Annotated in this window: 3 protein-coding genes; all 3 read left to right on the plus strand. The window is 44.7% G+C overall.

Annotation, left to right across the window (positions count from 1 at the left end):
• Positions 1-1851 (plus strand): condensation domain-containing protein (locus BT147_RS14380; RefSeq protein WP_286119538.1); only part of this gene is annotated, 1851 nt, incomplete at its 5' end.
• A 30-nt stretch (positions 1852-1881) separates the two neighbouring features.
• The gene (locus BT147_RS14385; protein WP_072336893.1) at positions 1882-8343 is read left to right on the plus strand and encodes a non-ribosomal peptide synthetase; all 6462 of its coding nucleotides are present in this window, start codon (positions 1882-1884) and stop codon (positions 8341-8343) included.
• The coding region (locus BT147_RS14390) for a non-ribosomal peptide synthetase (protein WP_143188025.1) at positions 8340-16228 on the plus strand (7889 nt) is incomplete at its 3' end. The genes BT147_RS14385 and BT147_RS14390, both read left to right, overlap by 4 nt.

Genomic DNA, 16228 nt, shown 5'->3' on the forward strand with positions numbered 1-16228 from the left:
TATGTGGTAGGGGACGCGGATGTAACTACGTGGAGAGATTATCTCAAGACAGAACTACCGAGTCACATGATTCCAACTGGATTTGTAAAGATGGATTTAATTCCGCTAACAACGAACGGTAAAGTAGATCGAAAAGCTCTACCCATGCCAGAAGGACAGAAGATTGAGAAGGAATGGGTAGCGCCACGTAGTTTGAATGAAGAAGTGCTAGCTAACATTTGGAAACAAGTACTCGGAATCAAACAAGTAGGTATCCATGATAACTTCTTTGAGATCGGGGGAGATTCGATTCTCAGCATTCAGATTATCTCACGAGCGAGTCAAATGGGTTTAAAGCTTACACCGAAGCAGATGTTTGAAAGCCCAACTATTTTTGAATTAGCACAAGTGGCAGGAAAAGTCGATGGCGTAGTTGCAGAGCAGGGAGTTGTAACCGGGGAAGCACCACTTACTCCGATCCAGCAATGGTTCTTCGAGCAAGAACATCCGAATCCACATCATTGGAATCAGTCTATGCTTTTGCGAGTCAGAGAGACGTTGGATGTGGAGTTGCTAGAGAAAGCTTTACTGTACCTGCTTACTCATCATGATGCGTTACGTTTTCGATATGAACCGCTATCGGATGGGACTTGGAAGCAGAGAAATAAAGAGATCGATGAACAGTCTGTGCTACGTGTAATCAAGCGGAACGATGCGGATCAACAAACGTGGAATCAAGTGATACAAGAAGAGATGGATACCGCTCAAGCTAGCATCGATTTACATACAGGTCCATTGATGAGAGTCGTGTACTTTGGCGATGGACCCGATGAAGACGATCGATTATTCTGGTTGATTCATCATTTAGTAGTGGATGGCGTATCATGGCGAATTTTACTGGAAGATTTGCAGAACATATACAGTCAGATGAAACATGGGAATAGGGGGAAGATCAAACTACCAGCGAAAAGTACATCTTTTAAAGAATGGTCTGAGCGACTACAAACATATGGCAAGTCAGGGATCTCAAAAGAAGTGCAGGATTACTGGCATGAACAGCTGACCAAGCCTGTAATGACGATTTCGATGGAGTCGCAGGTAACGGAAACGACAGAGGCATCACTGGATCAAGTGACAGTCGTTTTAGGAACAGATGAGACCTATTCACTGCTACAAGAGGTGCCAGCAACGTATAAAACACAAATCAATGAAGTCCTATTGACGGCTTTGGTACTGGCTAGTACCAACTATACAGATCAAAATAATAAGCTTTCAGTCCACTTAGAAGGGCATGGGCGAGAAGAATTGATTGAAGATGTAGAGCTCACGCGGACAGTAGGTTGGTTCACCAGTATCTATCCAGTCCACTTTGACCTTCAAGGAGCAACCACACCGATCGAGGGATTAAAAGCTGTAAAAGAGCAGTTACGTCGCATCCCGAATCACGGTGTTGATTATGGAATTTACCGTTACTTAAGCTCACATAAGCATCTCTTTAATCAACAATCCAAACCATCCATCAGCTTTAATTACCTAGGACAACTGGATCAAATATTCTCTTCAGGATCGTTATTTATGCACGATACAGAGTTTACCAGCTTAGACCACGCACCCCAATCAAAGCCATCACATCCCATTGAAGTGATCGGGATGGTGCAAGATGAGAAGTTACATCTCGTATGGAGGTATAGTAGAGAACAATTTTCCAGATTCACGATTCAATCCATAGCAGAGAGCATGCTAAACCAACTCCGCCTACTAATCAAGTCACCTACTACAGAGTCTGCTTTTACCGTATCCGATTTCGCTGATGCAGAGGCTCTAACAGAAGAAAGTTTAAGTAAAGTGTTATTGAAACTTAGCAAAAAGTAAGTTAGATAATTCAATAAAGAAGGTGTACCCATGGGCGACATTATCGATATATACGGACTATCCCCTCTACAAAAAGGGATGCTGTTCCACACCCTATACGACCAAGAAGATGATCACTCTTTTTCCTACATTGTACAAGTAAGCTTTCTACTAGGCGGCAGATTCGATGTAGATATATTCGAAAAAGCTTGGACACAAGCTATGAACCGTCATGAAATTTTGCGTTCTGTATTTGTATGGGAGGAAGTAGAGCAACCACTACAAGCCGTTTACCAAAGCCTTCCTTTATCGATTCGCCGAGAAGACTGGAGCTCTCTTTCATCTGAAGAAAGAGAAGAGAGGAGAAGCCAGTTTTTGACTGAAGATCGAAGGCAAGGATTTTCGTTAGACGAAGCACCATTAATGAGAATCACGGCAATTAAAGAGGCAGAGGAAGAAACGAGAATTATTTGGACCCATCACCATATTTTGTTGGATGGTTGGAGTGTCTCCCTTGTCATGAATGAGGTATTGGAAGTTTATCTCAAGTTGATGAAGGGAGAGGAACCCGATTTCTCCAAACCTCTACCGTATAAGCGATATATCCAGTGGATTAATAAGCAAGATCGGGAGAAAGCAGAGAAATTCTGGACCAAAGAATTAAAAGGATTTCATGCGCCGACGCCGTTATCCATGGAGCGAAGTGACCACGGTCAAGAACAAGGCTACGGAGAAAATGTATTCCAGCTCTCTGAAGAACAGACTGAAATGTTGCAGGAGTGGGCACGAACGAGTCAACTTACCTTAAATACACTCGTACAGGGAGCTTGGGCTTACTTGATGAGCCGGTATAGTGGTGAACGCGATATTGTATTTGGTGTGACGAGCTCTGGGCGCCCTACTGAATTAGCAGGAGCGGAGAAAATGGTGGGTTTATTCATTAATACACTGCCTACCCGTATTCGCTTATCGAATGAAGGATCTGTAGTGGATTGGCTTCGTCAGATCCAGATGAAAGAAATGGATCGAAGACAGTACGAGTATAATTCGTTAGTCGATATTCAAGGATGGAGTGAGGTGCCGAGGAGTAGCGCGTTATTTCATACCTTGTATATCTTCGAAAACTATCCAGTCCAAGGAGCACTAGATGCCGATTTACGCTTACTTGATGTTCAAAGTGCAGAACAAACTAACTATCCTTTGACATTGATCGCCATGCCAGGGAAACAAATTACGTTGAAGCTGATGTATGACCGACATCATTTTGATGATCAAACCATTCAGCGGATTCAAGGTCATTTATCGGAAACGTTGATTCAAATGACGAAAAGCGCAGATGGTATGATGTCCGATGTTACACATTTGACGATGGAAGAACAGACACAGCTGCTAGATCAATGGAATGATACGAAAATTGCGTATTCATCTGAGCATATGATTCATACGTTATTTGAGCAACAAGTGGAGAGAACGCCAGAAGCGATTGCGGTTTTGCATGAAGGCGAAAGGCTTACCTATCAGGAGTTGAATGAGCGCGCCAATCAGTTAGCTCATTATTTGCAGAAGAGCGGTGTAGGTCAAGATTCGTTAGTCGGTATCTATATAGAGAGATCTCTAGATATGATGGTTGGGTTGCTAGGGATTTTAAAGTCGGGAGCGGCTTATGTTCCACTTGATCCTACGTATCCGGAAAGTCGACTACGCTATATCGTTGAAGATGCAGGGATTGAAGTGTTACTGACACAAGAGAAATTAGAAAAGATAGTTGTATCTAAACAAATCAAAACAATCTGTATGGATCAAGATCGAACAGCCATTGCACAGGAAGCCGTAACCGCGTGCACAAGCTTCGTGACAGGAAAAGATTTAGCTTATGTCATCTATACTTCCGGGTCTACAGGAAATCCAAAGGGAGTGATGATTGAGCATCATTCAGTAGTTAATTATCTGGAATGGATGCAAAATCAATATCCGCTTACGGAAGAAGATGTTGTTTTACAGAAAACACCGATCTCTTTTGATGTATCAGTGTGGGAGTTGTTTTGGAGCCTAGGTGTAGGGGCATCGATATCGTTCCTTCCTCCAGATGGTGAGAAAGATCCTTTAATCATAGCAGAAGTGATCGAGCAACACCTAGTTACCGTAGTTCAGTTTGTTCCTTCTATGCTATCGATTTTCTTAGATTATTGCGATCATCATGAGCTGAAAAGAAAGCTATCCCCTGTGCGGCACGTATTTTCTGGCGGAGAAGAGCTTAGCTCCGGGTTGGTTAGGAGATTTCAACAGTACTGGGATCATGGGCAAGTGAAGTTAACCAATTTTTATGGTCCGACCGAAGCGACCATTTATGTGAATGCATTTGATTGTCAGCTTGGTCAAGATTTTGTTTCGATCGGTCATCCGATTCAAAATACCCAACTGTATGTATTCGATGAAAACGAGCGTTTGCAATCGATCGGGATTGCAGGTGAGTTGTATATCGGAGGTGCAGGATTAGCACGCGGTTACTTGAACCGACCTGATCTCACGGCGGAGCGATTTGTTCCACACCCATTCCATGTAGGAGAGAGGCTATATCGAACTGGGGATCTAGTGAGGTATCTAGCTGATGGTAGCTTGGAATTTATCGGTCGAATGGACCATCAGGTAAAAGTTCGTGGTTTTCGGATTGAATTAGGCGAGATTGAAGCGACTTTGGAAAGGAATCCATCGATTAAAGAGGCTGTCGTGATAGTGAGAGAAGACCGCCCAGGCGATCAACGCTTGGTCGCGTATGTGATAAGTAATGGGGATACCCAGCAGTGGCGAGAGCATTTGAAGACAGAGCTGCCGAATCACATGATTCCAACCCATCTAGTAGAATTGGAATCTTTCCCGCTTACTCCAAATGGGAAAACAGACCGCAAAGCCTTACCAGTACCGGAACAATCACTTACAGAGAATGGTCACGTCTTACCACGTACACCTTCGGAAGCGCTGATTGCCTCTGTCTGGAGTCAAGTGTTGGGGATTGAAAATGTAGGTGTTCAGGATTCCTTCTTTGAACGAGGTGGACATTCACTACTTGCGACTCAAGTGGCTTCTCGATTGCAAGAAGCGCTCCAGATTAAGGTTCCCCTACGTGTGCTTTTTAAGTACGAAACCGTGGAAGCATTGGCAAAGAAAGTAGATCAGTTGCGAAAAGGTGATACGACGCGAGAGATTTTACCTCTTGGACCGATGGAGCGGAGCGAATCAATTCCGCTGTCTTATGCACAGAGGCGCCTATGGTTTATGGATCAATTAGCCCCAAATAGTTCAATGTACAATATTCATGCGGCATGTCGGCTGGTAGGGAAATGGTCGCTCAGGGCATTGGAGACGAGCTGGAATCAATTGATCGAACGTCATGAGTCATTGCGGACGTTGATTGGAGCGTATGAAGGTCAGCCTGTTCAACAGATTCAGGAGCATGTTTTTAGAACTCTACCACAAAGGGATCTAACAACTTTGCCATTGGAAGAGAAAGAAAGAGAGACCAAGAGCCTAATCCAAAGTGAAGCGGAGAAACCATTTGATTTGGGACAAGGCCCCCTCCTTCGAACGCAACTCTTGAAAACGGATCAAGAGGAATGGATCCTCCTTTGTACGATGCATCATATTATTTCGGATGGTTGGTCCATGGGCATCTTGCTCGAAGAATGGATGGCTCTTTATGAAGAAGCGCTAAATGGAAAGCCGGCAGAGCTTACGAAGTTACCCGTGCAATATGCAGATTTTTCTCTATGGCAACAAGAGTGGTTGAATGACGAGGAGCTAGATCAGCATATCCAATATTGGACAGAAGAATTATCAGGTGAGTTACCAGTCTTGCAATTACCGATGGATCGTCCACGACCTGCTGTTCAAACTCACCGTGGTGATGTTCAGTCTGTGATGTTGCCGAATTCTGTTTTAGAAAGCCTCAAAAAGGTAAGTCAGCAAGAAGGGTCCACCTTGTTTATGACCTTAATGGCGGCGTATCAAAGCTTTCTTTCTCGTTATACGGGTCAAGATGACATCTTGGTAGGAAGTCCGATTGCGAATCGAAATGTGAAAGAGATTGAGGGATTGATTGGCTTCTTTGCTAATACGTTAGTTTATCGAGCGGATCTCAGTGGAAATCCGACGTTTCAAGAGCTATTGTCGCAGGTACGTCAAAAGGCACTACAAGCATACGAGTATCAGGATATTCCGTTTGAAAAAGTGGTAGAGGCGGTAAAGCCGGACCGAAACACCAGTCATTCGCCGATTTTCCAGACGATGTTTACCTTACAAAATACGAAGCAAAAGTTTCCTCAGTGGCCTGATAGAAGCATGGAGTTGATAGAAAGTCATAATTCAGTGGCTAAATTTGACTTGAGTCTGTTTGCATCGGAGACGGACGAAGGATTACAGTTCACTTTTGAATATAATACGGACTTATTTGATGCGACAACGATTGAACGAATGGTGGGTCATTTTAAGCAGTGGTTGATTGAAATTGTAGCGCAACCGAAAAAGTTGCTTTCTGAGCTAAATATGTTATCAAAAGCAGAACATAAGCGGCTACTTGTGGAATGGAACGATACAAGTGTCGAAGGTCTAAGTGCCGGTACGATTTACACATGGTTTGAAGAACAAGTGACGAAAACGCCGGAAGCTATCGCAGTGGTCTGCGAAGAAGCAACGTTAACGTACCGAGAATTAAACGAGCGCTCTAATCAGCTGGCGCATTATCTTCAGAAGAAAGGTGTGGGATGTGAGTCGTTAGTCGGGATTAGTGTTTCACGTTCATCTGAGATGGTTGTGGGTCTCTTAGGCATTATGAAAGCAGGCGGGGCATATGTTCCGATTGATCCTTCGTATCCGGAGAGTCGACTACGGTATATATTGGCGGATGCTCGTATCGAGGTATTGGTAACCGAAGAACGGTTGCAACAAAAAATGATGTTGTCTGAATCGGTTGATATCATTTGTATCGATCGAGATCAAGCGATGATCGCACAAGAAATCATAACATCCTGTACGCGTGAAGATGCGGGTAATCACTTAGCTTATGTCATCTATACCTCTGGATCGACGGGTAATCCCAAGGGTGTGATGATCGAGCATCGGAGTACGCTTGCGATGATTCATTGGGCACATCAAACCTACTCAGTGCAAGAATTAACGGGTGTGCTGGCTTCTACTTCTCTCTCTTTCGATCTATCCGTTTTTGAGTTATTTGTTCCATTGACGATCGGTGGAAAGGTAATTGTGGCAGAAAATGCTCTTCATCTGGACAAACTGTCTGCGCAAGATGTGACATTAATTAATACAGTACCATCGGCTGCGAAGGAATTGGTTCGAGCTAAGATGATTCCTTCTTCGGTAAAAGTGGTCAATCTGGCAGGAGAGCCGTTGCCGCAGTCACTCGTGAAGGACTTGTATGAAGGAAGCTCGATTGAGAAGGTGTACAATTTATACGGTCCGTCTGAAGATACGACTTATTCGACCTATATGAAGCTAGAAAAGGGCAATAATCACCTGGTACCACCGATTGGTAGACCTATTGAGGGCACGGAAGCGTATGTGCTGAGTAGAGGTGGGCAAATGGTTCCGATTGGTGTAGTGGGAGAGTTGTATCTAGGCGGAGCTGGATTGGCACGTGGGTACGTAAACCGTCCTGACTTAACCGATGAGCGGTTTATTCTGCATCCGTTTCAAGAAGGGAAACGCGTGTACCGAACGGGAGACCTAGTGAGATATCTACCAGATGGGAATTTGGAGTATCTCGGCCGGATTGATCACCAAGTGAAAGTTCGTGGGTTCCGGATTGAGCTAGGAGAGATCGAAGCTACACTGGAAAGCCATCTATCTATTAGGGAAGTACTGGTGATGGTACGTGAAGATCAGCCAGGCGATCAACGTTTGGTTGCTTATGTAGTAGGTGAAGGGAAGGTTCAAGAGTGGCGAGAGTATCTCAAGACCCGTTTGCCAAATTATATGGTTCCAGCCCATTTCGTTGAACTAGAAGTGTTCCCCCTTACGCCAAATGGAAAGATTGATCGAAAAGCTTTACCTGTACCAGATCGCAAGGAAGCAGAGGCAGGTTATGTTGCCCCTCGTACGGAGACGGAAGAAGTGATTGTCTCCATATGGAATCAAGTTTTAGGAATGGAACATATCAGTATTCATGATTCGTTCTTTGAACTCGGTGGCCATTCGTTACTTGCTACACAAGCGGTTTCGAACCTAAAAGAGGCCTTTAGCATCGATCTACCCCTGCATGATTTATTTACGTATACAACCGTGCAGGAATTGGCAGAACGAATTGACCAGTTATGTGCTAGTCGAGAGCATGCGCAGAGTAATAGTGGAGAGAATTTTAGTTTGCAAGACTATATTCAACAAGAAGAAGCCAGTCATGATGAAGAATTACTTGAGCTGCTTAAGCAGTTGGAAGAATTATCGGAAGAAGAAACGAACGATTTATTTGAAAGTAGCTTAGTCGGGGAAGGTGTAAAAAAATGAGAAGTGATCTAATGGCGAAGTTCAGTTCGCTTTCTCCTGAGAAAAGAGCATGGCTTCAGAAGCAGATACAGAAAAAGGAGAAAAAGGAATCGCTTCCGTTGTCCTATGCACAACAACGCTTGTGGTTTATGGATCGGTTTAACCCAAATAGCTCTCTATATAATATCCCAACCGTTTGGCGCCTAAGGGGAAATTGGGTACCTGAGGCACTGGAGAAGGGGTTCAATCGACTCATGGAGCGTCATGATTCCCTTCGTACGGTTTTTAAGGAAGTCGAAGAACAGCCAGTACAGCATATCGTGGAGTTTGTTCCTCAAAAACTATCGGTAGCGGATTATTCTAAACTCGCATTGGAAGAGAAGGAAAGAGAGTTAGAGAGTTTGATTGCTAGCGAAGCAAAGGAACCGTTTGATTTAGTGAACGGGCCTTTGCTTCGGAATCTACTGGTTCAAGTGGAGAAAGAGGAATGGCTATTGCTATGTACTATGCATCATATTATTTCGGATGCGTGGTCCATCGGCATACTGATTCAAGAATGGCTCGCCTTTTATGAAGAGGAGACGAACGGATATCCAACTGGACTAAGCCCACTGTCGATTCAATACGCAGATTATGCGAAATGGCAAAAGCAATGGTTACAAGGTGAGGTATTAGATAGACAGCTTACGTATTGGCAGGAAGAGCTAGCTGGTGAGCTCCCAATCCTACAACTACCGATGGATCGACCACGACAAGCTATGCAGACGTATGATGGGGCTACGTATCGTGTGATCCTGCCTCATACAAAGCTTGAGTCATTAAAGGAAATAAGCAGGCAAGAAGGATCAACGTTGTTTATGACTTTAATGGCTGCCTATCAAAGTTTTCTTGCTCGCTATACGGGGCAAGAAGATGTTCTCGTAGGGAGTCCGATTGCGAATCGGAACCATAAGGGAGTCGAGGGGGTAATCGGCTTTTTTGTCAATACGTTGGTCTATCGAGTGGATTTGAGCGGAACCCCTACATTCCGAGAAGTTTTGTCTCAAGTGAAGAGCAAGGCGCTTAAAGCATATGATCATCAAGATGTTCCGTTTGAAAAGGTGGTAGAAGCACTGCAACCAGAACGGAGTACGAGTCATTCGCCGATTTTTCAGACGATGCTAACCCTACAAAATACGAAACCAGAACGAATCGAGCTGTCTGGAAGAAGTATAGAAATGATCGAAAGTAGTCTATCTATCGCGAAATTCGATTTGAGTTTAACTGCTTATGAGGTAGAAGAAGGTTTATTTATCTCTTTTGAATATAATACCGATCTATTTGACCCTAGTACGATTACCCGCTTGGCAGGACATTTTGAAAACTGGCTTAGCGAAATTGCTAGGCATCCGGATGAATCGTTTACCAAGCTGGCCATGCTATCCGACACCGAGCAAAAGCTGTTGTTGGAAGAGTGGAACGATACGGATGTTGCGTATGATCATGAGAGTACGATTCATGAGTTGTTTGAGAAGCAGGTTGCTCGTACACCCGAAGCAGTGGCTGTTGTGTATGAGGAGGGGCAATTAACCTATCAAGAGCTAAATGAGAAAGCGAACCAATTGGCGCATTATTTACAGAAGCGGGGTATTGGACCTGAGTCATTGGTTGGAATCTGTGTGGAGCGTTCACCCGAGATGATCATTGGCCTATTCGGAGTTCTCAAAGCAGGCGGGGCGTATGTTCCTCTGGATCCAGGTTATCCGGAAAATCGCTTGAAGTACATTTTAGAGAATTCGCAGATTGAGGTTCTTCTAACCAAGGAAGCGCTCATGGGCTGGCTACCTGAAGGCATCCAAGCGATTTGTCTAGATCGAGATCAAGAAGCCATTGCCAAAGAAAGCTGTTTGTCGCCTGTAAGTGGAGTGACTGCAAACAATGTGGCTTATATTATCTACACTTCAGGCTCAACAGGAAATCCAAAGGGAGTTATGATTGAGCATCACTCGGTAATCAACCGGTTACAGTGGATGCAAAAAAGCTATCCATTATCGACACAAGATACGATTCTGCAAAAAACGCCATTCTCGTTTGATGTTTCTGTTTGGGAATTATTCTGGTGGTCATTGGCTGGAGCGCGTGTTAGTTTACTTCCTCCGGGTGGTGAGAAAGATCCTGCTATGATTGAGGAGTTTATCGAGCGACATCGTGTGACGACAATGCACTTTGTTCCATCAATGTTATCTATGTTCTTAGATTATATGGAGAGATCCCAAGCAATGAAGAACGTATCATCCCTGCAACAGGTTTTCACGAGTGGGGAAGCGTTACAGACCGAGCAAGCTCGCCGATTTAAGGAAGAGTTTTATGATCCTCAGCAAACAAAGTTGATTAACTTGTATGGTCCTACTGAAGCGACAGTGGATGTTACCTATTATGATTGTGATTTAGCAAAAGAGCCGACGCTGATCCCGATTGGTCGTCCGATTGATAACACTGAATTATATGTGCTAGACCAAAATCAGCAGGTAGTGCCGATTGGTGTGGCTGGAGAGTTGTATCTCGGGGGAGTAGGTTTGGCGCGTGGATACTTCAATCGTCCGGAACTAACGGTTGAACGATTTATTCCACATCCGTTTAAGGAAGGCGAAAGGCTTTATCGGACAGGCGACCTAGTAAGGTATCTGGCTGATCGCAACGTGGAGTATATTGGAAGAATTGATAATCAAGTAAAGATTAGGGGTTTCCGGATTGAGTTAGGTGAGATCGAAGCGGTCTTGCACGATCATCTAACTGTGAAAGAAGCTCTTGTATTGGTGAGAGAAGATCAACCAGGGGATAAACGTTTGGTCGCTTATGTGGTAGGTGAAGGAAGCATTGGAGAATGGCGCGATCATCTTAAGTCGCAACTACCAAATTACATGGTCCCCACACATTTTGTAGAGATGGACGAGATGCCACTTACTCCAAACGGCAAGATTGATCGCAAGGCGTTACCAAAACCAGTCGGGAAATCTGTGAGCGAAGATAGGGTCCTACCGCGAACGCCAGCGGAAGAGCTGGTTGCATCGGTTTGGAGTCAAGTGCTAGGGGTAGAAGGAATTAGTATTCATGATTCATTCTTCGAACGTGGTGGTCACTCACTTCTTGCCACCCAAGTAGTTTCACGCTTACAAGAAGCTTTCCAAATTGAGCTACCAGTACGAGAACTGTTTGAATATTCAACGGTAGAGACTCTGGCGAATCGACTAAATCAGTTACGCCAAGGGGACAAAAAAAGCGAGATTCCACCACTCATGCCAACGGGGCGTGGCGAAGCGATCCCGCTTTCCTACGCGCAACAACGCCTATGGTTTATCGACCAATTTACACCAAATAGTGCCCTATACAATATCCCGATGGTATGCCGTCTTACTGGGAATTGGATGCCTGAAGCATTGGAGACGGGATGGAATAGGCTGATTGAGCGTCACGAATCCCTCCGGACTGTTTTCCGTGAAGTGGAAGGTCATCCGGTACAGCAGATTCAACCATATGCATTTCGGCCTCTTTCATACATCGATTTAACGAAGCTTTCTCTAGAAGAGCGAGAAGCAGAAGTGAAATATTTGATTCAGAAAGAAACAAAAGTGCCGTTTGACCTAGCGGAAGGTCCACTTATTCGGTCAGCGATCTTGCAAATAGGAGAAGAGGAATGGGTTTTACTCTGCACGCTACATCATATTGTTTCGGATGGTTGGTCGATGGGCGTTTTATTGGAAGAATGGATGGCTTTCTATGAAGAAGCCACAGATGGTAATGTTGCAAAACTAGAACCGTTATCGATCCAATATGCCGATTTTGCAGAGTGGCAAAAGAGCTGGTTGAAGGAAGAAGTGCTGGAACAACAGGTCCAATATTGGAAGAGAGAGCTTTCTGGAGAGCTTCCAGTCCTACAACTGCCGATGGATCGCCCTCGTCCTGCGATGCAAACACATCACGGATCGACCCATACAGTTGTGTTGCCATATTCGTTACTGGACAAGCTAAACGAACTAAGCCGCAAAGAAGGATCAACGCTTTTCATGACCTTATTGGCTGGGTATCAAAGTTTTCTCTCTCGCTATACAGGCCAAGAAGATATCGTGGTGGGTAGCCCTATTGCGAATCGGAATCACAGAGGGATTGAAGGATTAATCGGTTTCTTCGTCAATACATTGGTTTATCGAGCAAATCTGAGTGGTACACCAACCTTCCAAGGTCTCTTGTCTCAAGTGCGTCAAAAGGCATTGAAAGCGTATGAATATCAAGATATTCCATTTGAAAAAGTAGTAGAAGCACTGCAACCGGAGCGGAGTACCAGTCACTCTCCAATCTTCCAAACGATGTTCATCTTACAAAATATGAAACAAGAGTTTCCGGCGCTGTCTGGAAGAAGCATTGAGATGGTCGAGAGCGATAATCCAATCGCTAAATTTGACTTGAGCTTGATGGCTACCGAGACGGAGGCAGGATTAAGCCTTTCCTTTGAATACAACACAGATTTATTTGATTTGACGACGATTGAACGAATGGCAGGACATTTTGAGAACTGGTTATACGAAGTTTCGCACCAGCCACAAAAGCCACTCCATAGCTTAAGTATGCTATCGGAATCAGAACGTGAATTGCTATTAAATACGTGGAATGATACTGAGATGGAAATGTTGCAAGAAGGTCTCATTTGTGACGAAATCGAAGCACAAGTAGCTATGCGTCCTGATGCGATTGCGGTGGTGGATCAGGAAAGAGAGTGGACTTACGGTGAACTGGATGCGCGAGCCAATCAGTTGGCCCATGTTTTGCAACGAAAAGGCGTTGCTCCGGAATCGGTTGTGGGTGTTTATCTCCCAAGATCGGCTGAGCTTATGGCAAGTTTAGTCGGCATCTTAAAAGCAGGCGGGGCTTATGTCGTTCTAGATCCGTTGTACCCAAAATCACGCTTGCGATACATGATTGAGGATGCAGGAATTCAAATTGTGGTGACAACAGCGGGTCAAGAAAGCTTGTCCGAACAGGTTGAAACGGTATTATTCGAAGAATTGACCGATGAGAGTATGATAGCACCAGAGCGCGATGTAAAGCCTGAAAACTTAGCTTACATCGTCTATACTTCGGGCTCCACTGGGAAACCAAAGGGTGTCATGGTTGAATATCGCTCATTAATGAACATGGTTTACTGGCATCAAGAGGCGTATCACATTACGGGTGAGGATCGCTCTACCCAGATTGCAGGGATCGCCTTCGATTCAGCTGTTCAGGAGATATGGCCTTATCTGACAGCAGGTGCGGCACTCTATTTAACAACAGAAGAACTGCGAGTGAATCCTGAAGCACTAAGGGACTGGATAATCGATTCGCGCATCACAGCTAGTTTTGCACCAACACCGATTTTGGAAAGACTTTTGAAATGTTATTGGCCAGAAAAAACGGATCTCCGCTTTATCATTACAGGAGGCGATCAGTTAACACAGTTTCCAACGAAACAAATTCCGTTTGCGGTCATTAATCAGTATGGCCCATCTGAAAATACGGTTGTTTCGACAGATTGCTATGTACCGGCAGGGCTGACAATAGGTACCCCAACGATCGGCCGTCCGATTGCGAACACGGAAATCTATGTGTTGGATAGCCATCTTCAGCCAGTTCCAGTAGGAGTAATTGGAGATCTCTACCTTGGAGGAAAGAGCTTGGCCCGTGGCTATGCCAATCGTCCGGAATTGACAGAGGAAAAATTTATTCCGCATCCATTTAAAGAAGGAGAGCGTCTCTACTATACAGGTGATAAGGCAAGCTATCTTGCGAATGGCGAGCTCCAATTCCATGGCCGGATGGACGACCAAGTAAAAATTCGTGGTTTCCGGATTGAGTTAGGCGAAGTAGAAGCGACACTGCAAGGTCATCCGTCTGTAAAAGAGGCTGTGGTGCTCGTAAGAGAGGATCAGCCAGGCGATAAGCGATTAGTTGCATATGTGGTTGGCGAGGGAAGCGTTTCGCAGTGGAGAGAGTATCTGCAAATCCATTTGCCCAATTACATGGTTCCAGCACACTTTGTGGAGATGGAATCCTTACCTCTTACACCAAATGGCAAACTTGACTTGAGAGCACTTCCGGCTCCTGATAAACATTCTACAGAAGAGATCGTATACCCACGAACACCATCAGAAGAACTGATCGCTTCTGTGTGGAATCAAGTGTTAGGATTAGAGGAAGTAAGTGTGTATGACTCTTTCTTCGAGCGCGGTGGACATTCTTTACTCGCAACTCAAGTAGTTTCACGTATACAAGAAGCTCTCCAAATTCAATTGCCTGTGCGAGAATTGTTTGAGTATCCAACGTTAGTAGCACTGGCCAAGCGACTCGATCAGTTGCAAAAAGAGGATAAAGTGCAAGAGCTTCCGTCCCTTCTAGCGATAGAGCGGGGAGAACTCATCCCACTTTCGTATGCTCAACAACGCTTGTGGTTTATCGATCAATTTACGCCGAATAGCGCTCTATATAACATCCCCATGGCGTGCCGTTTGACTGGGAAATGGGAACCGGAGGCATTGGAAGTAGCTTGGAATCGATTGATCGAACGTCATGAATCCTTGCGGACCGTATTCCGTGATGTGGATGGCCATCCTATCCAGCAGATTCAATCCTATGAGTTCCAGTCTCTATCAATGATGGATCTAACCAACGTTTCTCCAGAAGAGCGGGAAAGAAATAGGGAACAATGGATTCAAAACGAAGTGGAAGCACCGTTTAACTTAGGACAAGGTCCGTTGATTCGTGGGAAAATCGTGCAAATCGCAGATGATGAATGGATGCTTCTTTGTACCATGCATCATATTATCTCAGATGGCTGGTCGATGGATATCTTGCTTCAAGAATGGATCGCTTTCTATGAGGAAGCCGTTGGTGGAAAACCAGCAGAACTCGCACCATTACCGGTTCAATATGCCGACTTTGCTCAGTGGCAAAGGGAATGGTTGACCGAAGAGGAGTTGGATCAACAACTAGCCTACTGGCAAATAGAGTTATCGGGTGAATTGCCAGTCCTAACCTTGCCGATGGATCGCCCACGTCCTGTGGTACAAACCAATCACGGAGCGACTCATTCCATACTCTTGCCAAAGGGACTTTTGGAGAGAATAAAAGAAATAAGCCAGCAAGAAGGGGCTACATTATTTATGGCCTTACTGGCAGCGTACCAAGGATTTCTCTCTCGCTACACAGGCCAAGATGATATTTTGGTAGGGAGTCCGATTGCGAACCGAAATCATAAGGAGATAGAAGGGTTGATCGGATTCTTTGTCAACACGCTAGTCTATCGTGCCGATTTGAGTGAGGAGCCAACGTTCCGAGAACTGTTGTCTCAGATTCGAGAGAAGTCACTAAAGGCATTGGAGTATCAAGATACCCCTTTTGAAAAAGTAGTAGATGCGATACAACCTGAACGAAGCACCAGTTATTCTCCTATCTTCCAAACGATGTTTAGTTTGCTAAATACCAAGTCAGAACTGCCAGCGCTGTCTGATAGAAAATTGGAAATGATAGAGAGCCATGCTTCGATTGCCAAGTTTGATTTGAGTGTGTTCATGGCTGAACAGGAAGAAGGACTATTGGTCTCCTTCGAATATAATACCGATCTATTCGATTCATCTACGATCGAGAGAATGGCGAAGCACTTCGAACGCTGGTTGAGTCAGCTAGGTCATCATTTAGATACCCCACTGTCACAACTGGGCTTGGTACTGGAATCGGAGCAGACACAGCTATTAGAGGATTGGAATCGTATCCAAACGGTGATTCCACGAGAGAGTACGATCCATGAGTTGTTTGAGCAACAAGTTATGTTACATCCGGATGCGATTGCCGTTGTCTATGAAAAGGAACAGCTTACATACCGTGAGTTAAACGCCAG

The organism is Thermoactinomyces sp. DSM 45891, from assembly GCF_900119485.1.
In the GTDB taxonomy this organism is placed as follows: domain Bacteria; phylum Bacillota; class Bacilli; order Thermoactinomycetales; family Thermoactinomycetaceae; genus Baia.